The 22,262-nt window shown below is 71.5% G+C and carries 26 protein-coding genes; 16 read left to right on the top strand and 10 right to left on the bottom strand.

Features of this window, described 5'->3' with window-relative positions; translation table 11 throughout:
* Nucleotides 1–2: 2 nt before the first annotated feature.
* The 5 genes from BLT28_RS13995 to BLT28_RS41365 form a co-directional block, all read right to left on the bottom strand.
* Nucleotides 3–1,247 carry a lanthionine synthetase C family protein gene (locus BLT28_RS13995; protein WP_162184878.1) on the bottom strand — a complete coding sequence of 415 codons (1,245 nt, stop codon included), beginning with the start codon at nt 1,245–1,247 and terminating at the stop codon, nt 3–5.
* Between the two features lie 79 nt (nt 1,248–1,326).
* Nucleotides 1,327–1,467, bottom strand: a complete 141-nt coding sequence (locus BLT28_RS40115) for an FDLD family class I lanthipeptide (protein ID WP_156051226.1) — start codon at nt 1,465–1,467, stop codon at nt 1,327–1,329.
* 33 nt (nt 1,468–1,500) lie between these two features.
* Nucleotides 1,501–1,638: an FDLD family class I lanthipeptide gene (locus tag BLT28_RS40110; protein WP_156051228.1), complete on the bottom strand. Its 138-nt coding sequence runs from the start codon at nt 1,636–1,638 to the stop codon at nt 1,501–1,503.
* A 149-nt stretch (nt 1,639–1,787) separates the two neighbouring features.
* Nucleotides 1,788–1,934: an FDLD family class I lanthipeptide gene (locus BLT28_RS40105; protein ID WP_156051230.1), complete on the bottom strand. Its 147-nt coding sequence runs from the start codon at nt 1,932–1,934 to the stop codon at nt 1,788–1,790.
* Between the two features lie 72 nt (nt 1,935–2,006).
* Complete coding sequence (locus BLT28_RS41365; RefSeq protein WP_197684029.1) at nt 2,007–2,114, bottom strand: FDLD family class I lanthipeptide; 108 nt, start codon at nt 2,112–2,114, stop codon at nt 2,007–2,009.
* 288 nt (nt 2,115–2,402) lie between these two features.
* On the opposite strand from BLT28_RS41365, the gene BLT28_RS13990 reads away from it, so the two are divergent.
* Nucleotides 2,403–2,906 carry an HAD family hydrolase gene (locus tag BLT28_RS13990; protein WP_052407667.1) on the top strand — a complete coding sequence of 168 codons (504 nt, stop codon included), beginning with the start codon at nt 2,403–2,405 and terminating at the stop codon, nt 2,904–2,906.
* Here BLT28_RS13990 and BLT28_RS13985 read toward each other — a convergent pair.
* Nucleotides 2,884–3,696 (bottom strand): hypothetical protein, encoded by an 813-nt coding sequence (locus BLT28_RS13985; RefSeq protein ID WP_156051234.1) that lies wholly within the window; start codon nt 3,694–3,696, stop codon nt 2,884–2,886. The genes BLT28_RS13990 and BLT28_RS13985 overlap by 23 nt on opposite strands.
* 30 nt (nt 3,697–3,726) lie before the next feature.
* Here BLT28_RS13985 and BLT28_RS13980 point away from each other — a divergent pair, with 30 nt between their 5' ends.
* The 3 genes from BLT28_RS13980 to BLT28_RS13970 all read left to right on the top strand — a co-directional run bounded on the left by BLT28_RS13980 (nt 3,727) and on the right by BLT28_RS13970 (nt 6,264).
* Nucleotides 3,727–4,536, top strand: coding sequence for a DUF3097 domain-containing protein (locus BLT28_RS13980; protein WP_030431228.1), 810 nt, complete (start codon nt 3,727–3,729; stop codon nt 4,534–4,536).
* A gap of 105 nt (nt 4,537–4,641) precedes the next feature.
* Nucleotides 4,642–5,070 (top strand): NfeD family protein, encoded by a 429-nt coding sequence (locus BLT28_RS13975; RefSeq protein WP_030431229.1) that lies wholly within the window; start codon nt 4,642–4,644, stop codon nt 5,068–5,070.
* Nucleotides 5,071–5,097: 27 nt separating this feature from the next.
* Nucleotides 5,098–6,264, top strand: a complete 1,167-nt coding sequence (locus tag BLT28_RS13970; protein ID WP_156051246.1) for an SPFH domain-containing protein — start codon at nt 5,098–5,100, stop codon at nt 6,262–6,264.
* Here the strand turns inward: BLT28_RS13970 and BLT28_RS13965 are convergent, their stop codons facing one another.
* Nucleotides 6,265–7,509 (bottom strand): MFS transporter, encoded by a 1,245-nt coding sequence (locus tag BLT28_RS13965; protein ID WP_030431231.1) that lies wholly within the window; start codon nt 7,507–7,509, stop codon nt 6,265–6,267.
* 147 nt (nt 7,510–7,656) lie between these two features.
* On the opposite strand from BLT28_RS13965, the gene BLT28_RS13960 reads away from it, so the two are divergent.
* Both BLT28_RS13960 and BLT28_RS13955 read left to right on the top strand, forming a co-directional pair.
* Complete coding sequence (locus tag BLT28_RS13960; RefSeq protein WP_030431232.1) at nt 7,657–8,436, top strand: DeoR/GlpR family DNA-binding transcription regulator; 780 nt, start codon at nt 7,657–7,659, stop codon at nt 8,434–8,436.
* Between the two features lie 9 nt (nt 8,437–8,445).
* A complete protein-coding gene (locus BLT28_RS13955; RefSeq protein ID WP_030431233.1) occupies nt 8,446–9,261 on the top strand; it encodes a class I SAM-dependent methyltransferase in 816 nt (271 codons plus the stop codon).
* Here BLT28_RS13955 and BLT28_RS13950 read toward each other — a convergent pair.
* A complete protein-coding gene (locus BLT28_RS13950; protein ID WP_030431234.1) occupies nt 9,225–9,971 on the bottom strand; it encodes a class I SAM-dependent methyltransferase in 747 nt (248 codons plus the stop codon). The genes BLT28_RS13955 and BLT28_RS13950 overlap by 37 nt on opposite strands.
* 45 nt (nt 9,972–10,016) lie before the next feature.
* Between BLT28_RS13950 and BLT28_RS13945 the strand changes: the two genes are divergently transcribed.
* The 3 genes from BLT28_RS13945 to BLT28_RS13935 all read left to right on the top strand — a co-directional run bounded on the left by BLT28_RS13945 (nt 10,017) and on the right by BLT28_RS13935 (nt 13,098).
* Nucleotides 10,017–10,598 (top strand): TetR/AcrR family transcriptional regulator, encoded by a 582-nt coding sequence (locus tag BLT28_RS13945; RefSeq protein WP_030431235.1) that lies wholly within the window; start codon nt 10,017–10,019, stop codon nt 10,596–10,598.
* Between the two features lie 110 nt (nt 10,599–10,708).
* Entirely contained in the window at nt 10,709–11,692 is a 984-nt protein-coding gene (locus tag BLT28_RS13940) for a M28 family metallopeptidase (RefSeq protein ID WP_052407676.1), read from the top strand.
* 176 nt (nt 11,693–11,868) lie between these two features.
* A complete protein-coding gene (locus BLT28_RS13935; RefSeq protein ID WP_052407668.1) occupies nt 11,869–13,098 on the top strand; it encodes a DUF6880 family protein in 1,230 nt (409 codons plus the stop codon).
* A gap of 19 nt (nt 13,099–13,117) precedes the next feature.
* Here BLT28_RS13935 and BLT28_RS13930 read toward each other — a convergent pair whose 3' ends face one another.
* Both BLT28_RS13930 and BLT28_RS13925 read right to left on the bottom strand, forming a co-directional pair.
* Nucleotides 13,118–14,128: a right-handed parallel beta-helix repeat-containing protein gene (locus BLT28_RS13930; RefSeq protein ID WP_162184879.1), complete on the bottom strand. Its 1,011-nt coding sequence runs from the start codon at nt 14,126–14,128 to the stop codon at nt 13,118–13,120.
* Between the two features lie 85 nt (nt 14,129–14,213).
* Complete coding sequence (locus BLT28_RS13925; protein WP_030431239.1) at nt 14,214–15,089, bottom strand: LysR family transcriptional regulator; 876 nt, start codon at nt 15,087–15,089, stop codon at nt 14,214–14,216.
* A 71-nt stretch (nt 15,090–15,160) separates the two neighbouring features.
* On the opposite strand from BLT28_RS13925, the gene BLT28_RS13920 reads away from it, so the two are divergent.
* The 7 genes from BLT28_RS13920 to whiA are packed head-to-tail and all read left to right on the top strand — an operon-like array spanning nt 15,161 to nt 22,060.
* Nucleotides 15,161–15,973, top strand: coding sequence for an NAD-dependent epimerase/dehydratase family protein (locus BLT28_RS13920; protein ID WP_030431240.1), 813 nt, complete (start codon nt 15,161–15,163; stop codon nt 15,971–15,973).
* Nucleotides 15,970–16,905: an aldo/keto reductase gene (locus BLT28_RS13915; RefSeq protein WP_156051236.1), complete on the top strand. Its 936-nt coding sequence runs from the start codon at nt 15,970–15,972 to the stop codon at nt 16,903–16,905. The genes BLT28_RS13920 and BLT28_RS13915 overlap by 4 nt, the downstream gene beginning before the upstream one ends.
* Nucleotides 16,906–16,957: 52 nt before the next feature.
* On the top strand, nt 16,958–17,197 hold the full coding sequence (locus BLT28_RS41920) for a Rieske (2Fe-2S) protein (protein ID WP_231950779.1): 240 nt from the start codon (nt 16,958–16,960) through the stop codon (nt 17,195–17,197).
* A gap of 27 nt (nt 17,198–17,224) precedes the next feature.
* Nucleotides 17,225–19,165, top strand: a complete 1,941-nt coding sequence (gene uvrC / locus BLT28_RS13905; RefSeq protein WP_081900510.1) for an excinuclease ABC subunit UvrC — start codon at nt 17,225–17,227, stop codon at nt 19,163–19,165.
* A complete protein-coding gene (rapZ, locus tag BLT28_RS13900) occupies nt 19,162–20,040 on the top strand; it encodes an RNase adapter RapZ (protein WP_030431244.1) in 879 nt (292 codons plus the stop codon). The genes uvrC and rapZ overlap by 4 nt, the downstream gene beginning before the upstream one ends.
* Nucleotides 20,041–20,063: 23 nt before the next feature.
* On the top strand, nt 20,064–21,089 hold the full coding sequence (locus BLT28_RS13895) for a gluconeogenesis factor YvcK family protein (RefSeq protein ID WP_081900519.1): 1,026 nt from the start codon (nt 20,064–20,066) through the stop codon (nt 21,087–21,089).
* Nucleotides 21,080–22,060, top strand: a complete 981-nt coding sequence (whiA, locus tag BLT28_RS13890) for a DNA-binding protein WhiA (protein WP_030431246.1) — start codon at nt 21,080–21,082, stop codon at nt 22,058–22,060. The genes BLT28_RS13895 and whiA overlap by 10 nt, the downstream gene beginning before the upstream one ends.
* The last annotated feature ends 202 nt before the right edge of the window (nt 22,061–22,262 follow it).

Genomic DNA, 22,262 nt, shown 5'->3' with positions numbered 1-22,262 from the left:
CGCTATGCCAGCAGCAGAGCGCGAGTCCACCGGTTGTCGACGTCACCGGTCGCGGTGAGCAGCGCGAGCGCCACGCCTGCCGACCCCGTGAGCAGTGAGGGATCGTCCAGGCCGTCGCCCCGCACGACCAGCGGCGCGTCCTCGTCGCAGTGCGAGAGCACGTGCTCCGTCAGCTCCTCGATGCTCTTCCGGGCCACCGTGCTCTCCTCGGCGAAGAGGGCGCAGATGGGGAGGAGGCCGGCGACGCCGTGGCACAGGGGAGCCTCGGGCAGGGGCGCGAGGTTGCGCAGCACGGACTCGAAGCCGTCGACCGCGACATCGCGAATGCTCTTGTCCTGCAACGCGTTCGCCGCGTTCAGGAGAGCGGCGGCCACGCCGGGAGCGCCGTAGCACCAGGCGATCCGGCCCGGTTCGAGGCGATCGCGGTCCTCGGCCCCCGACTCGGTCAGCGGCACGCCCGCGGGCCACCAGCACGGCAGGCCGACGAGGTAGTCGGCGGTGCGCCGGATCGCCTCAACGAGGCCGTCGCGCTGGTACCCAGCTTGGTGCGCAAGGGAAAGAGCGGCCAGCGGCCCGGGAATGCCGTGTGCCAGGCCGATGTTCACGTAGCCGTGCGGATATCTGTCCGAATAGGACGCGAGCGGGTAGCGGTGGGGCGGGATGAACCAGCGCTCGGGGTCGCACAACCACACGAGATCGTCGATCAGTGCGTCGATAGCTTGCCGCACAACGGGTTTCGGCGCGTCGACCGAAATGAGGTAGCCGAGGGTGCCCGCGGCTCCGCTGATGACGTCGTAGTCGCTGTCCCGCACACCGTCGGCGGAGCGCCAGGTCGGAGTGTCGATCACCTGGGCGGCCAGCTGGGTGTTCAGCTTGTCCAGCGTCGCGCCGTAGCGGGGCTCCTCGCGCAGGGAGTCGGCGAAGGCGAAGGCGAGCCCGGAGGTGCCCGCGGAGATGCCGCAGTGGCTCAGTGGCGCGGAGAAGCTGGCCTGCGCAGCGGCGACGAGCTGCTGGTGGGCGAGCCCGCGCCAGTGCGCGGCCTCCGCGGGGAACGCGCGGTGGGCGGCCTGGAAGGCCACGGCGCTGCCCGCGAGCCCGGTGAACAGTCCCGGGCCGCCCCAGTCGAAGGGGTGGTTCGCGCGCTGCCGGGAGGCGGCCACCGCGTCGGCGACGACGGCGGGATCGGCCAGCCGGGTGAGGATCAGCCACGCGGTCTCCCGCGCGCGATCAGCCAGGGCCGGGGTCACCCGCATCACTCCTTGTCCGGCGCAGGGCCGGGTGTCGCGGCGATCGGCGGCGCCGCGACACCCGGGGTTTCGTGCGTGCTCAGCGTGCGCCGGGCGGGCACGCCTTGCAGCTGGTGATCGGGCTGCTGGTGGCCAGCGCCTGTGCGTCACCGAGCTCGCGCGGGCTGGAGACGCGCACGTCCAGCTCGAACTGGTCCATCGTGTTCTGGTCGGGGTTCATGTCCTGGCGCCTTTCGGTAGCTGGTGACAGGGGTCAGCAGAGGTAGATCGTGCAGCGCAGCGAGCACATGACCTGGGTGAAGGTCATGGGCTCGACGTCGTGCTGCTCGCCGGGAGTGACCACCCGGACGTCGAGGTCGAACTGGTCCAGCGCTGCCTGGTCCGGATTCATGCGCACCTCTCCTCGGTGTCCGACACAACGAGGAGAGACGTTCCGGGTCCGGGGCCGTCGCGGGCAATGCCCGATCGGAGCCCCGAATTTCATGTTTCCGGCTGGCCGGAAGGCGGGACCCGAACGCGGTTCGGGTCCCGCCGCCGCGATCAGTTGCCCGGCGCGGAGGTGGTGATACCGCAGTTCTTGCACGTCACGCAGGTCCGCAGGCTGGTGAGGTCCTGCGGCTCGGCACCGAGCTCGCGCGGGGTGCTCACGCGCACATCGAGGTCGAACTGGTCCAGGTCCGGGTTCATGACGGTGCCTTTCGTTGCCTGACGGAGGCGTCCTCCGTCACCGCGGGTTCTTCGGGGTCGGCCGGAGCGCGCTCAGCAGGGCCAGGTGGGGCACTGGAAGATCGCGGTCTTCGCCAGCGTCTCCGAGTCGCCGAACTCGCGCGGGGTGGTGACGTTGACGTCGAGGTCGAACTGGTCCATGGCCGTGCCCTTCATCGAGTGGGAACTTCGCCGCCCACTCTGCCCGTGACCTCCCCGTGACACGCGCCGCCCATCGAAGACGCTGAAGCCCGGACGATCACCACTGTCCATTGTGGCTCGTCAGGGGCTGTGGAAGAACTTTTTTCGCCGAGCGGTCCACAGTGGACGGATCGGCGTCCGCCGAATGGTGAAAATCGTTCCCGTGCAGCGGTTCGGTGAAGGCGCTCAGCGCCGGGTCGGTGTTGTCGCGCGCCCAGCACGCAGCGCGAGCGTCCCGGACACCGGCTGGTGCGGTTGTCGGCGAACCGGATGCAGACGCTGTTCCGGGAACGGCTCCTGCCCACCGCCGCCGATCACGTGTTCCCCGGGATACCGGAGCTGCTGAGCGCTCTGCGCGCGTCCGGGCGCTCGCTCGCCGTGATCACCAACAGGTCCAGGGCGAGCGCCGAGGACCTGCTCGATGCCGCCGGGCTGCTGGCGGAGTTCGACCTCGTGGTCGGCGGCTGGATGACGCCGCGCGGCAAGCCGCACCCCGATCCCGCCCTGCTCGCCGCCCGCTTGCTCGCCGTGCCCCCGGAGGATTGTGTGGTGGTCGGCGATGCCGTCAATGACACGGTGATGGCGGGCTCGGCGGGAATGCGCGCGGTGGGCGTGACTTATGGCGTCGATCGTTTTGAGCGGCTGTTGGCGGCGGGGGCGGGCTGGGTTGCGGGTTCTGTGGACAAGGTGCGGTCGCTGCTCTTTGCTTGGCGAGCAGCTGAAGGAGGAGTCAGCTGTTGTTCCCGCCAGTGATGTCCTGCCGTGAGTGCCGCAGTCGTCGAACCGCCTCCGCGACGGCGACGCAGCGAGCACCGCGCACGGCGTCGGAGAGCGGCTTGAGTGCTTCGGTTCGTGCCCGCGCGGCGGAGGCCGACACGGCGCCTCCGGTGCCGTCGCTGAGGGCGGCGTGGAGGATCGCCTCGACCTCGTTGGCCCGCTCCAGCACCCGCAGGGAACGCGGGGGCATCGCGGGCGGCCACGCCAGCCGCGGGCGGGCCGAGATGAACTCCGCGATCTCCGCGCGGACGTTCGGCCGGTGTCGTGCCACGTCGAGCGAAACGAGCGTCTCGGCCGCCTCGCGCACGGCGATGGTCATGCCGTGCTCGGCCTCACCGATCGGGGTGTGGTCGGTCCCGGGGGAACCGGACAGCGGGAACACCGTCCAGCGAAGCACTCCCTCGGCGACGTCGTCGGGAACGGCGGTGAGACCCGCCGCGGGGAACACGACCGCTTCGCCGCGCTCCAGGGCAGGACGCATCGCGGGACCGGCGCCGCCCAGCCCTCGGACATCGCCGGGGACCGGGAGCACGAGCGCCGCGCCGTCCGCGCCCAGCCTGCGCAGCGCCGCCAGCCAGAGCGCCAGCCCGGCCGCGCGCTCCCCGTCGACGGGCAGGCCGGTGCGGTCGGCGGTCTCGTGGTCGGCGGCGACGACCTCCTGAAGCTCGCCCCACGCCGTGAGGGCGTCGAGCACGTCGTCGGCGGCGGCCGCGCCGTGCAGCCACGCGGAGGCCCACACGGCCATGGTTGCGCTGGGAACAGACACGTTGGTCAAGGGTACCGGTAGGTTCGCCCCGTGCGTTCCTTCAACTACGGCAAGGACATCCTGTCCACTCCGCGCAAGAAGCAGGTCGTTCCCGAGGTGGCCGCCGAGGTCGGTGTCGTCGCCGAGGACCCCGACAGCGGCTTCTGCGGCGCGGTCGTGCGCGTCGAGTCCGGCTCGGTGCTGCTGGAGGACGCGGCGGGCCGGCGGCGGCTGTTCCCGATGACCCCGGCGGCGTTCCTGATCGACGGGCGGCCCGTGACGCTCGTGCGCCCTGCCGCCGCTCCCCCGGGTGGGCCGCGCGTCAGTGCCTCGGGTTCGGTGAAGGTGGAAGGCCTGCGCGCCCGCACCGCCGCGGCCAGCCGGATCTGGGTCGAGGGCATCCACGACGCCGAGCTGGTCGAGCGCGTGTGGGGCCACGACCTGCGGGTCGAGGGCGTCGTGGTGGAGCCGCTGCACGGCGTCGACGACCTCGCCGCCCTGGTCGCCGAGTTCGGTCCCGCGCCCGCGCGGCGGCTCGGCGTGCTGGTGGACCACCTCGTCGAGGGCAGCAAGGAGTCGCGGGTCGTCGCGGCCGTGACCGACCCGAACGTGCTGGTGACCGGGCATCCCTACGTCGACATCTGGCAGGCCGTGAAGCCGTCGGTGCTCGGCATCCCGGAGTGGCCGGTGATCCCGAAGGGCACGCCGTGGAAGGAGGGCGTGTGCGCGCGCCTCGGCTGGGGAGACCCGGCGGACGGCTGGCGCCGCGTGCTCTCCTCGGTGAACGGGTTCCGCGACCTGGAGTCCCCGCTGCTCGGCGCCGTCGAACGCCTCATCGACTTCGTCACAGCCCCGGCCTGACGCACTGAACGCGGCATTCGTCAAGATCGGATCTTGAAGATCACGCGTGGGTCACGCGGGGCGTTGCGCAGGACAGGGGACCCGCGGTTCTGCCACGATGAGGGCATGGCCGCTCTTGTGTGGCTGATCGCCGGCGTGCTGCTGATCGCAGCCGAGGTGCTCTCCGGGGACTTCGTCCTGCTGATGATCGGCCTTGCCGCCCTCGCCGCCGCGGGTTCCTCCGCGCTGGGGGCCGCCCTGCTCGTCGACGCGATCGTGTTCGGGGTCGCCTCGGTCGCCCTGATCGCGCTCGCCCGCCCCGCCATCAAACGGCGGTTGCTCGCGGGCGACACCATGAAGATGCACACCGAGGCGCTCGTCGGCGCCAAGGCCGTTGTGCTGTCCACTGTGGACGGCCACGGGGGTCAGGTGAAGCTCGGCGGCGAGGTCTGGTCCGCGCGCAGCTACGACGAGACCCAGGTGCTGGAACCCGGCAGCACCGTCACGGTGATGAGCATTTCCGGGGCTACAGCGATCGTCTGGTCGGAGGTCTAGGTGGAACCAGCAACTGTCACCCTTGTCCTGGTGGCGGTCATCGTGCTGTTGGTGTTGGTCACGGTCGCCAAGGCGGTCCTGGTCATCCCGCAGGCGCAGGCCGCCGTCATCGAACGGCTCGGCCGGTTCCGCGCCGTCGCCGCGCCCGGCCTGAACTTCCTGCTGCCGTTCCTGGACAAGGTGCGCGCGCGGATCGACCTGCGCGAGCAGGTGGTGTCCTTCCCGCCGCAGCCGGTGATCACCCAGGACAACCTGACGGTCTCCATCGACACCGTCGTCTACTTCCAGGTCACCGACCCCCGCGCGGCGGTCTACGAGATCTCCAACTACATCATCGGCGTGGAGCAGCTGACCACGACGACGCTGCGCAACGTTGTCGGCGGGATGAGCCTCGAAGAAACGCTGACCTCCCGGGACTCCATCAACCGCCAGCTGCGCGGTGTGCTCGACGAGGCCACCGGCCGCTGGGGCATCCGGGTCCGCGGCGTCGAGCTGAAAGCCATCGACCCTCCCCCATCGATCCAGGACTCGATGGAGAAGCAGATGCGCGCCGACCGGGAGAAGCGCGCCATGATCCTCACCGCCGAGGGCCAGCGTGAGGCGTCGATCAAGACCGCCGAGGGGCAGAAGCAGGCCGCGATCCTGTCCGCGGAGGGCCAGAAGCAGGCGGCCATCCTCGCCGCCGAGGGTGAGCGGCAGGGCCGCATCCTGCGCGCCCAGGGTGAGCGCGCCGCGCGCTACCTGCAGGCGCAGGGCCAGGCCAAGGCCATCGAGAAGGTCTTCGCCGCGGTGAAGGCGGGCAAGCCGACGCCGGAGCTGCTCGCCTACCAGTACCTCCAGACGCTGCCGCAGATGGCGCAGGGCGATTCCAACACCGTGTGGATGGTGCCCAGCCAGTTCGGCGACGCGCTGCAGGGCTTCGCGAAGATGTTCGGCGAGAAGGGCGACGACGGCGTGTTCCGCTACCAGCCGCCCGCCGATGAGACGGTCAGCAAGCCCGAGGCCGACGACGAGGAGACCGCCGGCTGGTTCGACACCGCGCCCGACCCGCACGTCGCCAAGGCCGTGCAGGAGGCGGAAGCCGTTGCGCGCAAGGAGGTTCCGGGTCCACTGGGCACCGGCACCCCCGAGCTGGGCACCGGCGCCCCGCGGCTGACCACCGGGTCGACCGAACTGGCCGACGAGGAGAAGTGATCACTCGTCGGGCAGCCTGAGGAACAGGGTCAGCCCGGCGCTGACGAGGTACAGGACGGCGAAGACCACCATCACGCCCTGGACCCCGAACGGACCGAGGAACAGTCCCGCGATGGCGGGACCGGCCATCACACTGGCGCCCGCGCCGAGGTTCAGCGCGGCCATCGCCTGCCCCTTGTGCTCGGGCGCCAGTGACGGCATCAGCGCCGACAGCGGCACGTAGCCCGCGAGCGTCGCCCCGTAGGCCGCGGCGACCAGCAGCGCCAGCCAGTACTGCGGGCCCGCGGCGACCGGCACGTGGTAGAGCAACAGGATCGTCAGCGCCGACCCGACGCCGCCGCACCACGCCACAGTGCGCCGCCAGCCCAGCCGGTCGCCGACGATCCCGAAGATCAGGTTGAACACGATGTTGGTGGCGAACATGACGGTCAGCAGCCGCAGCCACTGACCGAGGCTGAAGCCGATCGTCTCGGTGAAGAACAGCGGCAGGAACACCAGGAACCCGAACTGCGGCGCCGTGTTGATCACCCGCACCAGGCAGCCGACGCCGATCCTGGGGTTGCGCCACAGGATGCTCACGCTGCCCAGCAGCGTCACCAGCGGACGCTCCCCGGCCGGGGCGAGGCGGTGGTAGCCGCTGCGCTCCCGCACCAGCAGCAGCGCGATCAGCCCGCCGAGGACGATCAGCGCCAGCGCCACCCACAGCGTCGCCAGCGGTCCGATGACCGGGATCAGCCCGCTGGCCACGAGGGAGCCGAGCGTCGGGAGGCCGCCGGTGAAGGCGAACCAGAACCACCCCACCGCGGTGCCCAGCCGCTCGCGCGGGGTCGCCGCCGCCACCCAGACCAGGAACCCGAAGGCGAACAACGGATAGCCGAACCCGCGCAGCCCGTACCCCAGCAGCAGCAAGGGGAAGTTCATCGTCGGCACCGCGACGACCAGGAACAGCACCTGGAACACGACCCAGATCACCAGGCCCAGCGCCATCACCCGGCGCGGTCCCCACAGGTCCGACAGCGCGCCGGACAGCCACGCCGCGACGCCCGCGGTGACGCCGTACACGGTGAACAGCAGCGCCACCTGCTGGGTCGAGAGCCCTTGCTCCACCAGGTATGGCGAGAGATAACCGGCCTCGACGCCGTCGCCGATCATGAAGATCAGCACGCCGAGGAAGCCCCACGCCAGGGGCCGCGGGATGCCCGCGCGCTCCACCAGGGTGCGCGTCGCCGTGTCCGTCACCGTCATGGGGAGGAGAAGACGGCAGCCGTTGTGGTCGGCGCAACACACAGGGCGAACACCACGTGAAGAACGCCCGGGCGCCGCGTGAAGTGCTCCGCCCCCGACCAGGCCGAGCGCCGCGGACCGTGTTAGCTCGGTGTTATCTTCACATCCGTGGGTGTCGACGAATCACAGGCGGAGCGGCGCCGCGTCATCCGGGAACGGGTCACTGCGGAGGGCTTCCTCCGCATCCAGGACCTGGCCGAGGAGTTCGGCGTCAGCGTGATGACGGTGCACCGCGACTTCGACGCCCTCCAGGCGCAGGGGTGGCTGCGCAAGGTGCGCGGCGGCGCGACCGCCGTGCCCTCCACCGTCTTCCACGGCGACGTCAGCCAGCGCATGGCCGCCATGGCCGACACCAAGCGGATGCTCGCGCGGGCAGCCGTCGAACTCATCCCGCCGGGCAGCTCCGTCATGCTCGACGAGAGCACCACCTGCCTGCACCTCGCGCAGCTGCTGGCCGAGCGCGCCCCGCTCACCGTCATCACCTACTTCCAGCCCGTGATCGAGTTGCTCACCCGGCGGCCCGGCATCAACCTCATCGCGCTCGGCGGCGAGTACTTCCCCGCCTACGACGCGTTCCTCGGCCTGTACACGGCGGAAGGCGTCGGCAAGGTCCGCGCCGACACGCTCTTCATGTCCACCACGGCGATCTCCCATGGCCGTTGCTACCACCAGTCGCAGGAGACGGTTCAGGTCAAGCGCGCGCTGCTGGCCGCCGCGTCCCGCAAGGTACTTCTAGTTGATCACACCAAGTTCACGCGTCAAGGCCTGTACACGTTGGCGCCCTTGACCGATTTCGACCTCGTGCTCGTCGACGACCGCCTTCCGGCCGCCGAGCAGCGCCGCATCCGCGATGACGGAGTGGCCCTCACCGTCGTGCACCGCACGTAGGCTCGGCGCATGACGCCCGAGGAGTTCCTCAAAGCCTTTCACGACAACAACCCTGGACAGCAGTCGGCGGGAGCCGAGGCCAATCCCACGGCCGAGGGCCGCACGAGCTACGAGGAGTTCGCCGACCGCGTGGGCACCCCGGAGCGGGTCTTGGACCTGGGATGCGCGGACGGTGCGTTGCTGGAGGTGCTGGCCGGGCGTGGGGCGAAGACGTTGGCGGGTGTCGACCTGTCGGAGGCGGAACTCGCGCTCGCCCGGCGGCGTCCGGCGTTGGCGAAGGCGGACCTGCGCCAAGCGCGGGCGCAGGAGTTGCCGTTTCCGGACGCGTCCTTCGACGCCGTCGTCTCGCACATGGCCTTCATGCTGATGACCGATCCCGAGCGGGTCGCCGCCGAAGCCGCCCGGGTGCTCGTTCCCGGTGGGGCGCTGTCGCTGGCCATCGGCGGTGGCGCGGTGGCCGCCGAGGCGATGGAGCTGTTCCTGGACCTGGCCCGGCCCTACTTCGAAGCGGCCGAGCGGCGGATGCCGAGGTTGGGGGACCGCAGGACCCGCACTCGGGACGGGCTGGACGAAATCCTGTCGCCCGCCGGGTTCGCGCCCGTGACGTGGGACTCGATCGTGCTCGATCTGGGTGGGACGGCCGAGCACGTGTGGGAGACGAACTTCTCGATCTTCTACGACGTCGTGGTGCTCGACGAGGACCAGCTCGCGAAGCTGCGGCGGGAGTTCCTGGACGCCGCGGGAGATGGCCGGATCGCGTGCGGCATGCGGATCAACATCGCGACGGCTCAGCTCCGCGACGCGGCGACCACGACCGTGGTGTAGGGCATGGTGAAGCTGCCGCCGAGCGCGTCGATCGCGGCGCCGGACGCGGTCAGCACGTCGGTCTGCCGCGCGGGTGCGAGGTGGGAGTAGCCGCCGAACGTCGGTAGCTGGTCGAGCCACTCTTGACGGGTGTACGACCGCTCCCACTCGAAGCGCCAGTCCTCCGCGTCACCGAAGCCCCCTGCGTCGCGGATCCCGTTGGTGGCGTTGGAGAACATGACCTCGTAGGTGTCCAGCATGGGCCGCTTCCCGAGCGTCCCGCCGAGCAGGTCGCCGAAGGGCGCGAACACCTCGGGCGGGGGCTGCATGACGTTCCAGAACAAGGCGATCAGGCCGCCGGGGCGCAACGCCTCGGCGGCCTTCGCGGCTCCGGCGACGGGGTCGATCCAGTGCCACGTCTGCCCGGCGACGACCGCGTCGAACTCCCGCCCCGCGGGGTCCCAGGTCTCGAAGGCCGACACCTCCACGTCGAGGCCGTTCCGGGCGATCGAAGCCATGCGCGCGTCGACCTCGACGCCGAGCACCCGGCAGCCGGCCGCCTGGAACTGTCGGGAGGAAATGCCTGTGCCACAACCGACATCGAGGACGCGGGGGCCGGGGCTCCGCGCGACGATCCGGTCCACCGCGGCCGCGGGGTAGCTGGGGCGGGCGCGGTCGTAGCGGTCGGCCTCGGCGCCGAAGGACCGAGCGGCAGGCTCTAGAGTGGGCATGTGCCCACCATAGTGGGCGCTTGCCCACTCGACAAGGGAGGCCCGGTGCCGACAGGGGTGTCGATCCGCGACGTCCGGGAACAGCTGTTCGTCGCCGCCGAACGGGTGCTGCGCCGCGACGGGCCGAGCGGGCTGACCAGTCGCGCCGTCACGACGGAGGCGGGTTGTGCCAAGGGCGTTCTGCACCGGCACTTCGCCGACTTCGACGCGTTCCTCGCCGAGTTCGTGCTCGACCGCGCCAACCGGATGGACGCCACCGCCGCCGCGCTGCGCCAGGCCGCGGGCACGCACACGGTCGTGGACAACCTCACCGAAGCGCTGACGGCCCTCTTCGAGTCGGTCGCGGTCGCGGTGGTCGCCCTGATCACCTTCCGGGACGAGCTGCGCGCCCGGCTGCGGGAGAAGTGGCCCGCGGGCGTCCCGGTGCTGACGGAGGCGGCGATCGTGATCGCCGAGTACCTCGCCGCCGAGCGCGAACTGGGCCGCATCGCGGCAGACGCCGACGTCGACATGCTGGCACCGACGCTGATCGGGGCCGCGCACCTGCTCTTCGCCGACCGGCAGAGCGCCCCGCCCGGGCCGGACGCCGTTCGCCGGATGGTGTTCACGGTCGTCGGCGAGGTGTGAAAGGCACCCCTCGAAAGTCCCTACCGCCGCGCCCGAGCCGTCCCAGACACTGCCGGTGATCTCTGCGCCACTGAGCACCAGTGGCGTTCACCCTGCTGGGAGGTCACACAGTGAAGATCCGAGCGACACTCGGTTCGGTTGCCCTTGCCTCGACCCTGACCCTGGGCGTGCTCGCAACGCCCAGCGGCGCCGCCACGGTGGACGTGGCGGCCGCGCCGACCATCCCGGTCGCCGCGGTGCAGGCGCACCTGAACCAGCTCCAGCAGATCGCGACCGCCAACGGCGGCAACCGGGCGCACGGCAGACCCGGCTTCAAGGCGTCGATCGACTACGTCAAGGCGAAGCTGGACGCGGCCGGCTACCAGACCAAGGTCCTGGAGTTCACCAACTGGGGCACCAAGGGCTACAACCTGATCGCCGACTGGCCCGGCGGCGACCCGAACAGCATCCTGATGGCCGGTGGCCACCTGGACAGCGTGGGCAGCGGGCCGGGCATCAACGACAACGGCTCCGGTTCGGCCGGGCTGCTCGAGGTCGCGCTGACCGTGTCCAAGCAGCAGCTCAAGCCCAAGCAGCACCTGCGCTTCGGCTGGTGGGGTGCTGAGGAGCTGGGCCTGGTCGGCTCGACGAACTACGTGAACTCCTTGCCCGCGGCGGAAAAGGCGAAGATCAAGGGGTACGTCAACTTCGACATGACCGGCTCGCCGAACCCGGCGTACTTCGTGTACTCCTCCAGCGGTCAGCCCGCGGGCTCGGAGAAGCTGCAGTCGACGCTGGAGGCGTACTTCAAGTCGATCAACGTGCCGACCGAGACGACCAACGTGGGCGGGCGTTCCGACCACGCGGCCTTCGCGCGGGCCGGCATCCCCACCGGGGGCACGTTCAGCGGTGCCGAGGGCCGCAAGACCGCGGCGCAGGCGCAGAAGTGGGGCGGCCAGGCGGGCGTCGCGTTCGACAAGTGCTACCACCAGTCCTGCGACACCACGAGCAACATCAACGCTCAGTCGCTGGAGCGGCACACCAACGCGATCGCCCACACGATCTGGACGGTCGCGGGCACCACGCGCACGGTGCCCGTGCGCACGGCGGCCTGATCAGGCCGGGTCACCGGCTGATCACCGCTTGATCACCGTCCGGGCGGCGGCGCCCTTCGGGGTGCCGCCGTTCGGGCGCTCGGGTTGATGCGTTCGGAGTCATCTCGGGCGCAGGGCGGGCGGCGTGCGGTTTGATTCAGCAGGTGGGCGGCATTGGGGGCGATGAGCCTTACGGCGTGGCGGCGCTGCGGGGCCTGCGTGGTGGGCTGCCCCCGTTCGACGGGGAGCGCGAGGCCGAGCACTGGGTGCGCCTGCGCGAGGTGGTGCGATCCCTGTGCGAGCAGGCGAAGGTCGGCCGCGCGGACCAGGCGGTCGACTACGCCGAGCAGGTCGTGGACGTGCTGTGTTCGGCGGCCCAGCAGGTCACGGGCAACGCGGGCGAGCTGCCCGAGCTGATGCAGCGGGCACTGGCCGGGCACGCGTTGGCCTGCCGCAGGAGCAGGCCCGACCCCCACCGCCTCGCCGGATGGCTGGTGCGCCTGCAGCTGAACTACCCGGACGGCCCGGAGGTCGTGCTCAGCGAGTACGCGGAAGCGTTGGGGCCGGAGGGGATCGCGGCTTACCGAAGGACCGCCCGGCGCGCGTGCCGGGAACTGCCGACCGTCCCGTTCGGACGGACGCCGCGCTACGACCGCAGGCGGTGGGCGGTGATCCGGCTGATGGAGGAGCTGGCGCGCTTCACCGGTGACGTGGACGTCGAGGTGCAGTGGCTGGCGACGGACCTGTCCACCCCGTGGCAGTACCTGCGGATCGCGACCGTGCTGGAGGACGCCGGGCGCACCGCGGAGGCCCTGGCGTGGGTGGAGCGCGGCCTGGTCGCCACGCAGGGCAGCCGCGCCGAGGTCCGGCTGGTCGACATGGCGGTGGACGCGTGCCTGCGGCTGGGCAAGACCACGCGGGCTTTGCAGTTGGCGCGCAACGCTTTCCGGGACTGGCCGGGACTGGACACCTACCTGAAGCTGCGCACCGTCGCCGATCGGGCCGATCGCTGGCCCGCGCAGCGCGAGTGGGCGCGGCGGTGGCTGCGGGCGCAGGGCGAGGACCCGGGCGGCAGCTCCGTGCTGGTGCAGATCCTGTTGTGGGACTCCGAGATCGACGCCGCGTGGGCGGTGGCCGCCGAGCGCGGGTGCTCCGACCGGGTGTGGGCGTCGCTGGCCGCGGAGCGGGTGATGCAGCACCCCGAGCAGGTGCTCCCAGTCTACCGCAGGCTGGTGCGCAGGCGGATCGCGGTCGGCGGGCCGGATCACCCCACCGAGGTGGCGGAGTTGCTGGAGAGCCTCGGCGTGGCGTGGGAGAAGGCCGCCGACGACGGCCGCGCGAAGTTCCACCGCTACCTGGAGGAGCTGAAGCGGGAGTGCTCCGGGAACCGCGCGCTGCTGGCCGAACTGGCCCGCCGGGGCATGTGACCCCGGCGGGCGGTTCGGCTCAGCCCACCGGAGGAACGTCGGAGAAACCCTTGGCGGCGTTGGTCACCGTGTTGTCGCGGTAGACCAGGTTGGGCTTGGCGGCGCACTTCCTGTTGTGCGGGAACTGGAATCCGTAGCCCGCGGCCTGCACGTCGGCGACGTTGCGGTGGAAGACGTTGCCGCACCCCCAGCCCGGCAGCCGCTGGATCACCTTGAAGCCGTGCTCGAAGCTGCGCACGCCCTTGTTGTCGGAGATCTCGTAGTCGTTGCCCTTGGCGTTGACCCAGCTCTCCGAGGAGTTCTGGCCGGTCATGCCCACGCCGTCGAAGGAGTTGCGCAGCACCTTGCCGCCGGTGGTGCCCTCCTTGATGTCCACGTGCTCGGCGGCCACGTTCGGGCCGAGCCGGTTGTCCAGCGCCTGGTTGCGGTCGCTGGTGTCCGGCGTGTTCTGGTCGCCCGGCCGGTCGCCGTACTTGCCCCAGTTCGCGCCCTTGGCGGAGCCGAAGTACACGCCCTCGCCGTACGCGGGCTGCGCGATCCCGACGTGGTGCACGGAGGAGTTCTTCACGACGTTGTCGTTGGAGTCGGCCCGGAAGTGCACGCCCTCGTCACCGATCCGGCTGACCTCGACGTCGTCGACCACGTTGTTGTCGGAGCCGTCGAGCACGATCCCCTTGGCGGAGTCGGCGACGCTGAAACCCTTGAGCACCCAGTGCTTCACCTGGTTGAGGTGAAGCCCGTAGCCGCAGTAGCTCACGCCCTGCGCCTTGCGCTCGGGTGGCACGTTCGGGTCGCACGCCTTCCTGGTGTTCTTGAGGACGGCGGTGCGCGGCCCGCTCAGGGTGATCGGCGCGCTCGCGGTCCCGGACGCGGTGGCGAAGAACGCTCCGTCGTAGACGCCGGGCCGGAGCTCGATCGTGCTGCCGGGCTTGGCGGTGGCCAAGGCGGTGACCAGCTCCGCGGGCGTGCCGATGGCGGCCTGCCGGGCCTGCGCGGGGAGCGCGGTGAGCAGCAGCGTTGCGGTGATCACGGATGTGAAGCGGAACATCGGTGTTTGCCTCCCAGTCCGCGGCGGTCCTCCGACCGTGCCCGTGTTTCCTATTTCCGTCAACGATTCACGTCGCTGAACGCAGCGCGTCGATCAGGGTGGCCACCGGCGGACGCGAGCGGACCCGCTCCGCGACGGCGACGCCGATCCGTCGCGTCGGCCTCGGCCGCTCCACCGGGACCGCCATCAGCGAAGGGGTTTTCCGAAGCGCCACAAGGGGAATGAGCGCGATCCCGACCCCTGCCTCCACCAGTGCCTGGGCGAAGAAGTAGTCGGTCGTGTTCGCCGAGACCCGCAGCGAGATCCCGGCGTCCTCGGCGTGGCGGTGCAGGAAGGCAGCGGTCTTCGAGCACCCGAACACCCAGCGCTGATCGGCGATGTCCTTGAGCGGCAAGGACTTCCTGGAAGCCAGGGGGTGATCACGGCGCAGCACCACCGACAGTGGGTCGTCCATCACCGGCAGCAGGGTCAGCCGGTCCAACGGCAGCGGCCGGTCGAACTCGTACACCAGCGCCAGGTCCGCCGCCCCGGAGCGCACCAGGGGCAGGCTGTGCTCCGGTTCCCGTTCCATCACGGTGATCTCGACCTCGGGGTGTTCGGCGGCGAGCCGCGCCAGCGCGCCGGGCAGCAGGTACCGCCCGCCGGTGCCGAAGGTGGCGATGGTCAGCGTGTCCACGCCGGTGGCCAGCCGGGCCAGCTCCGCTTCGGTGTGCCGCAGCTCCGCCGAGATCGTCTCGCCCGCCTCGACCAGCAACCGCCCCGCTTCGGTGAGGGTGACGCCGCGCGCGCTGCGCACCACCACGTCCGTGCCGACGGTCCGCTCCAGCGCCGCGATCTGCTGAGAGACCGCGGACGGCGTGAACAGCAGCGCGGCGGCGGCCTTGCTGAAGCTGCCGTGCCGGGCGACCTCGGTCAGCACGCGCAGCCGCTGGACGTCGATCATCAGTTTTCCTAACAGCTCGTTAAGCAAGTGATTACTTCCGCTGATGACTCTACGAGGCGAAGGTGGTCGCCATGAAGACCGTGTGCGTCATCGGGGGCAGTCGTCACTTCGGCCGCGACCTGGTGCTCAACCTGCGGGACGCGGGCGTCGGGGTGACCCTCGTCAACCGCGGCTCGACCGCTCCGCCGCCCGGGGTGGACCACCTCGTCACCGACCGCGCCGACCTCGACGCCGCGCTGGGGACGCGGACCTTCGACGTCGTCGTCGACCAGGTCTGCTACACCCGGGCCGACGCGGAGACCGCGGTCGAGGCGTTCGCCGGCCGCACCGCGCGCTACGTCATGACCTCCACGATCGAGGTCTACGAGCACGTGCGGGCCGAAGCACCGCTGCCGGAGACGGCGGTCGATCTGCACGCGACCGCGCCACAGGGCTACGGCCAGGGGAAGCGCGAGGCCGAAGCCGTATTCGCCACCACGGCGCCGTTCGACTTCGTCGCGGTGCGCTCGGGGCACGTGCTGGGCGGGAACGACTTCACCGGCAGGCTCGCCCACTACGTCGACCGCGTCCGCGACGGCAGGCCGATCGTGGTCCGGCCGCGGAACCACCCGTCCTCGTTCATCCACCACCGCGAGATCGCCGAGCTGCTGGGCTGGGCCGCGCTCGCCGACTTCACGGGCCCCGTCAACGCGCGTTCGCACGGTGAGCTGAGCGTCTTCGCCCTGTGCGAGCAGATTCCCGGCGACCCGGTCTTCGAGGTGGGGGAGGACGCCTCGCCCTTCGCCTTCGGCCACTACTACGGCATGGACAACAGCCGGGCGGCCGAACTCGGGTTCACCTTCTCCCGCACCGAGGACTGGCTGCCGGAGGTGGTCGGCGCGTGATCACCCGCAGGATCGGCGACTTCGAGGTCGGCGCCATCGGGCTCGGCGCCATGCCGCTGTCCGTCGAAGGCAGGCCGGACCGCGATCGCGCCGTGGCCACCGTCCACGCCGCGCTCGACGCGGGGGTGACCTTGATCGACACGGCTGACTCCTACCACTGGCACGCGGACGAGGTCGGCCACAACGAAGAGCTGCTCGCGGGCCTCGAAGGCGTGCTGATCGCGACCAAGGGCGGCCGCGGCAGGCCGGGGGACGGCTCGTGGACCGTCGACGCCTCGCCCGAACACCTCAAGCGGGCCTGCGAGGGATCGCTGCGCCGTCTCGGGGTCGATGTGATCGACCTCTACCAGTTGCACAAGCCCGACCCGAAGGTCCCCTTCAGCGACTCGCTCGGCGCGCTCGCCGAACTGCACGCCGAAGGCAAGATCCGCGCGATCGGTCTGTCCAATGTGGACGTAGATCAGATCCGCCAGGCCCGTGAACTGCTCGGCCCCGCGTTCGTTTCCGTCCAGAACGAGTTCTCGCCGCGGGTCCGCACCGCCGAGCCGGAGCTGCGGCTGTGCGCGGAGCTGGGCCTCGCGTTCCTCCCGTGGAGCCCCCTCGGCGGTATCTCGCGCAGCTCGCTCGACGGTCCGTCGGCGCTGCCCGAGGACCCCGCGCTCGCCGCCTTCCACCACGCCGCGCGGGATCTCGGCGTCAGCCCGCAGCGCGTCTGCCTCGCCTGGCTGCTCTCGCTGTCCCCGACCGTCATCCCGATCCCCGGCGCGACCCGGCCCGCCAGCATCCGCGACTCCGCCGCCGCGGCCGAGATAGGTTGGTGGAGTGGGTTTGACGAGGCGTGCGGTCCTGTGTGGACTGGCGGGAGCGACCATCGCCGGGTGCGGCACCCCCGCGAAGCCGGCGGCCGGGACGGGGACCGCCAAGCCGGGTGACCCGCTCGTCGGGCTCGCGGAGATCCCGGCGGGCGGGGGAAAGCTGGTCGACGTGCCGGGCGGCGGGCGGTTGCTGGTCGTGCGGACCAGGGCGGGGGAGGTGCGCGCGTTCGACCCGCGCTGCCCGCACACCGGCTCGATCGTCAGCCCGCCGGCCAAGGGGATCGTCGACTGCCCCACCCACGGCAGCACCTTCGACGTCGAGACGGGCGACCTCCGCAAGGGCCCGGCGACCGCGGGGCTCACCGCCGTGCCCGTCCGCGCGGCCGGTGACCGGGTCGTTCTCGGGTGATGTCAGACCAGTCCGTAGGCTTATGACGTGGCCGACCCGTCGACGTATCGCCCCGCCCCGGGAACGATTCCCGAGGCGCCGGGGGTGTACAAGTTCCGCGACTCCACCGGGCGCGTCATCTACGTCGGCAAGGCGAAGAGCCTGCGCAGCCGCCTCTCCTCGTACTTCGCCGACGTGGCGACGCTGCACGCCCGCACCCGGCAGATGGTCACCACCGCCACCTCGGTGGAGTGGACCGTCGTCGGCACCGAGGTCGAGGCGTTGCAGCTGGAGTACTCCTGGATCAAGGAGTTCGACCCGCGCTTCAACGTCCGCTACCGCGACGACAAGTCCTACCCGGTGCTGGCGGTGACGCTGCACGAGGACTTCCCGCGGCTGCACGTCTACCGAGGTCCGCGCAAGCGCGGCGTCCGCTACTTCGGTCCCTACGCGCACGCGTGGGCGATCCGCGAGACGGTGGACCTGCTGCTGCGCGTCTTCCCCGCGCGCACCTGCTCCAACGGCGTCTTCAAGCGGCACTCGCAGATGGGGCGCCCCTGCCTGCTCGGCTACATCGACAAGTGCTCGGCACCGTGCATAGGCCGCGTCACCGAGCAGGAGCACCGCGACGTCGTCGAGGACTTCTGCGACTTCCTCTCCGGCCGCACCGACGCCATGGTGCGCAAGTTGGAGAAGGAGATGCAGGCCGCCTCCGACGAGCTGGAGTTCGAACGCGCCGCCCGGCTGCGCGACGACGTCGCCGCGCTGCGCAGGGCCATGGAGAAGCAGGCCGTCGTGCTCGGCGACGGCACGGACGCCGACGTGGTGGCCTTCGCCGAGGACGAGCTGGCCGCCGCCGTGCAGGTCTTCCACGTGCGCGGCGGGCGCGTGCGCGGTCAGCGCGGCTGGGTGATCGACAAGGTCGAGGAGGTCGACACCGCCGGGCTGGTCGCGCAGTTCATCACCCAGTTCTACGGCGAGCAGGCCGACCTCGCGGCGCAGGCGGACGCGGGTGGCAGTCCGGTCCCTCGCGAGGTCCTGGTGCCCGAGCTGCCCGAGGACGCCGAAGCGGTCGCCGACTGGCTGTCCGAGCTGCGCGGCTCCCGGGTGGACCTCCGCGTGCCGCAGCGCGGCGACAAGCGCGCGCTCGCCGAGACAGTGGCGCGTAACGCCGCGGAGGCGTTCACCCAGCACAAACTGCGCCGCGCCGGTGACCTCACCGCGCGCTCCGCGGCGCTCCAGGAACTCCAGGAGGCGCTGGACCTGGACACCGCGCTGCTGCGCATCGAGTGCATCGACATCAGCCACGTGCAGGGCAGCGACGTGGTGGCATCGCTCGTGGTCTTCGAGGACGGTCTCGCGCGCAAGTCCGAATACCGCCGCTTCGCCATCCGCGAGGCCGCGACCGAGGGCGACGTCGCGTCCATCGCGGAGGTCGTGCGGCGCAGATTCGCCCGCTACAAGGAAGAGACAGCACAGGAGACCGGAGAGCTACCGGGGATCGACCCGGAGACGGGCAAGCCGAAGCGCTTCGCCTATCCGCCGAACCTGCTGGTCGTCGACGGCGCGGGGCCGCAGGCCAACGCCGCCGCGGACGTGCTGGCCGAGCTGGGCGTCACCGACGTGGCCGTGATCGGGCTGGCCAAGCGGCTCGAGGAGGTGTGGGTGCCCGGTGACCCCGATCCGGTGATCCTGCCCCGCACCAGCGAGGCGTTGTACCTGTTGCAGCGCGTCCGGGACGAAGCTCACCGCTTCGCCGTGTCCTACCACCGGCAGAAGCGGTCGAAGCGGATGACCGCCTCCGCCCTGGACGGCGTCAGCGGGCTCGGTGACGCGCGCAAAGCCGCGCTGCTCAAGCACTTCGGCTCGCTGAAGCGGCTGAAGGCGGCCACCGTCGACCAGATCACCGAGGTGCCCGGAGTGGGACGGCGCACCGCAGAGGCAGTACTCGCCGCGCTGGGCGCGGGCAACGGGGAGGACGGAAAGTGAACGACGAGAAGTCGGGCGTCGAGGTTGCCGTGGTCAGCGGCCTGTCCGGGGCGGGCCGCAGCACCGCGGCCAAGTGCCTCGAGGACCTCGGCTGGTTCGTGGTGGACAACCTGCCGCCGGAGCTGGTCTCCACCATGGTCGAGCTGGGCGCGCAGGCCCGCGGCGTGATCACCAAGGTCGCCGTGGTGATGGACGTGCGCAGCCGGGCGTTCACCGACGACCTGGCCTCGGTGATCAAGGACCTGGACGCGCGCGGCTACAAGCCGAAGGTGCTCTTCCTCGAAGCCACCGACGCCGTGCTGATCCGCCGCTTCGAGCAGGTCCGGCGCGGGCACCCGCTGCAGGGCGACGGCAGGCTCTCCGACGGCATCGCCGCCGAGCGCAGGATGCTGATGCCGCTGCGCGACGAGGCCGACCTGGTGCTGGACACCACCGGCCTGTCCGTGCACCAGCTGCGCGGCAAGATCGAGGACGCCTTCGGCAGCGAGTCCAGCGCGCGCACCAGGGTCACCGTGCTGTCCTTCGGCTACAAGTACGGCCTGCCGATGGACGCCGACCTGGTGATCGACGTGCGCTTCCTGCCGAACCCGTTCTGGATCCCGGAGCTGCGCGACAACACCGGCCTGGACGCCGAGGTGCGCAACTACGTGCTCAGCCAGGAGGGCGCGGAGGACTTCCTCGACCGCTACCAGGAGCTGCTGCGGCTGATCGGTGCGGGCTACCACCGCGAGGGCAAGCGCTACCTGACGCTGGCGGTCGGCTGCACCGGCGGCAAGCACCGCAGCGTGGCCATGTCGGAGGAGCTGGCCGGACGGCTGGCCTCGGAAGACGGGATGACGGTCAAGGTCGTGCACCGGGACCTGGGGCGCGAGTGACATCAGGGTCCACTGTGGACACTCTGCGGGTGGTGGCGCTCGGCGGCGGGCACGGGCTCCAGGTCACCCTGGCGGCGCTGCGCCGGATCACCCAGGACGTGACCGCCGTGGTGACGGTCGCCGACGACGGCGGCTCCTCCGGGCGGCTGCGCCGGGAGCTGGGGCTGCTGCCGCCGGGAGACCTGCGCAAGGCGCTGGTCGCGCTGGCGGGCGACGACGCTCCCGTGTGGACGGAGGCGTTCCAGCACCGCTTCGGCGGTTCCGGGGCGCTGGCCGGGCACGCGGTGGGCAACCTGCTGCTGGCCGGGCTGCTGGAGACGCTGGGCGATCCGGTCGCGGTGCTGGACGAGGTCGCGCGCCTGCTCGGGGTGCGCGGCCGGGTGCTGCCGATGTGCCGGGAGCCCATGGACATCGAGGCCGACGTGGTCGGGCTGGACGAGGACCGCGCCGCGGTGCGGCGCATCCGCGGCCAGGTGGCGGTGGCGAGCACGCCGGGCCGGGTGCAGCGGGTCCGGCTGCGCGCGGCCGGGGCCGAGCCGGGACCGCCGCGCGCGTGCCAGGAGGCCGTCGACGCGGTGCTCAAGGCCGACGTGGTGCTGCTCGGCCCGGGCTCGTGGTTCACCAGCGTGCTGCCGCACCTGCTCGTCCCGGAGCTGCACGACGCCCTCGTGCGCACCGCCGCCCGCCGGGTCGTGGTGCTCAACCTTGTCCCACAACCGGGGGAAACCGAGGGCTTCTCCCCTGAACAGCACCTCCAGGTGCTCGCCGAACACGCGCCGGGCCTACGGGTGGACGCGGTGATCGCCGATACCGACTCGGTGCCCACGCCCGACCGCCTGCGCCGCGCGGCGTCCTCACTCGGCGGCACCGCCCGGCTGAGCCGGATAGCCGTCGCGGGAACCCCCGACCGGCACGATCCGGACGCGCTGGCGGACAGCCTGCGCGCCGCCTTCGCCGACACCGGCTTAGGCGCCGGCGGTACCGAGAGTCCAGAATTCCCCAGCACCACCGACGATCCCGTCCGGGAGGAGGAGACCCCATGGCGATGACCGCGGCGGTCAAGGACGAGCTGAGCCGCTTGTCGGTGACCAAGACCTGCTGCAGGCGGGCCGAGGTCTCCTCCCTGCTGCGCTTCGCGGGCGGGCTGCACATCGTGGCCGGGCGCGTGGTCGTGGAGGCCGAGCTGGACACCGGCGTGGCCGCGCGCAGGCTGCGCAAGGAGATCCACGAGCTGTTCGGCCACAACTCGGACGTGCACGTGATCACCTCCGGCGGGCTGCGCAAGGGCACCCGCTACGTGGTGCGCGTGGTCCGCGACGGCGACGGGCTGGCCCGGCAGACCGGCCTGCTCGACCCGAGGGGCCGCCCGGTGCGCGGGCTGCCCGCGCCGGTGGTCTCCGGCGGCGTCTGCGATGCCGAGGCCGCGTGGCGCGGGGCGTTCCTGGCGCACGGGTCGCTGACCGAGCCGGGCCGCTCCTCCGCGCTGGAGGTGACCTGCCCCGGCCCCGAGGCGGCGCTGGCCCTGGTCGGCGCGGCCAGGCGGATGGGCATCCAGGCCAAGTCCCGCGAGGTGCGCGGCGCCGACCGGGTGGTGGTCCGCGACGGGGACTCCATCGGCGCGCTGCTGACCCGACTGGGCGCGCACTCCAGCGTGCTGGCGTGGGAGGAGCGGCGGATGCGCCGCGAGGTGCGGGCCACCGCGAACCGGCTGGCCAACTTCGACGACGCCAACCTCCGCCGGTCCGCGCGGGCCGCGGTGGCCGCCGCGGCCAGGGTGGAGCGGGCGCTGGACATCCTCGGCCCGGACGCGCCGGAGCACCTGGTCGCCGCCGGGCGGCTGCGGCTGGCGCACCGCCAGGCGTCGCTGGAGGAACTGGGCCAGCTGGCCGATCCGCAGATGACCAAGGACGCGGTGGCGGGCCGGATAAGGCGTCTGCTGGCGATGGCCGACAAGAAGGCACGCGACCTGTCCATCCCCGACACCGAGTCCGCGGTCACCGCCGACATGCTGGACGCCTGACCCCGCCGCGGACACCGCCGACCGCTGGGAACCCCCGCGGGGACGGGACGCGCCGGTGTGGCGGCAGTCACCGGGAAGGTTTCCGGTGCGCAGGGTGGGGCACGATGAAAAGTGCTGCTCGGGCGGCACTTCCGCTGATTCGATTAAGCGGGCTGCAAGGGCGCTGTGACCAGCGACTCTCTCAGCCGCTAGGGTGACGGCG

This window comes from Allokutzneria albata (assembly GCF_900103775.1).
Lineage (GTDB): Bacteria > Actinomycetota > Actinomycetes > Mycobacteriales > Pseudonocardiaceae > Allokutzneria > Allokutzneria albata.
This window is presented reverse-complemented; position numbering and strand designations above follow the sequence as displayed.

Excerpts from the sequence above, each read along its gene's own strand:
- BLT28_RS40115 (WP_156051226.1), bottom strand. The coding sequence starts at position 1,467 with ATGAACCCCGACCAGAACACGATGGACCAGTTCGAGCTGGACGTGCGC.
- BLT28_RS40110 (WP_156051228.1), bottom strand. The coding sequence starts at position 1,638 with ATGAATCCGGACCAGGCAGCGCTGGACCAGTTCGACCTCGACGTCCGG.
- BLT28_RS40105 (WP_156051230.1), bottom strand. The coding sequence starts at position 1,934 with ATGAACCCGGACCTGGACCAGTTCGACCTCGATGTGCGCGTGAGCACC.
- BLT28_RS41365 (WP_197684029.1), bottom strand. The coding sequence starts at position 2,114 with ATGGACCAGTTCGACCTCGACGTCAACGTCACCACCCCGCGCGAGTTC.
- BLT28_RS13975 (WP_030431229.1), top strand. The coding sequence starts at position 4,642 with ATGGCCGCTCTTGTGTGGCTGATCGCCGGCGTGCTGCTGATCGCAGCC.
- BLT28_RS13965 (WP_030431231.1), bottom strand. The coding sequence starts at position 7,509 with ATGACGGTGACGGACACGGCGACGCGCACCCTGGTGGAGCGCGCGGGC.
- BLT28_RS13955 (WP_030431233.1), top strand. The coding sequence starts at position 8,446 with ATGACGCCCGAGGAGTTCCTCAAAGCCTTTCACGACAACAACCCTGGA.
- BLT28_RS13950 (WP_030431234.1), bottom strand. The coding sequence starts at position 9,971 with ATGCCCACTCTAGAGCCTGCCGCTCGGTCCTTCGGCGCCGAGGCCGAC.
- BLT28_RS13925 (WP_030431239.1), bottom strand. The coding sequence starts at position 15,089 with ATGATCGACGTCCAGCGGCTGCGCGTGCTGACCGAGGTCGCCCGGCAC.
- BLT28_RS13920 (WP_030431240.1), top strand. The coding sequence starts at position 15,161 with ATGAAGACCGTGTGCGTCATCGGGGGCAGTCGTCACTTCGGCCGCGAC.
- whiA (WP_030431246.1), top strand. The coding sequence starts at position 21,080 with ATGGCGATGACCGCGGCGGTCAAGGACGAGCTGAGCCGCTTGTCGGTG.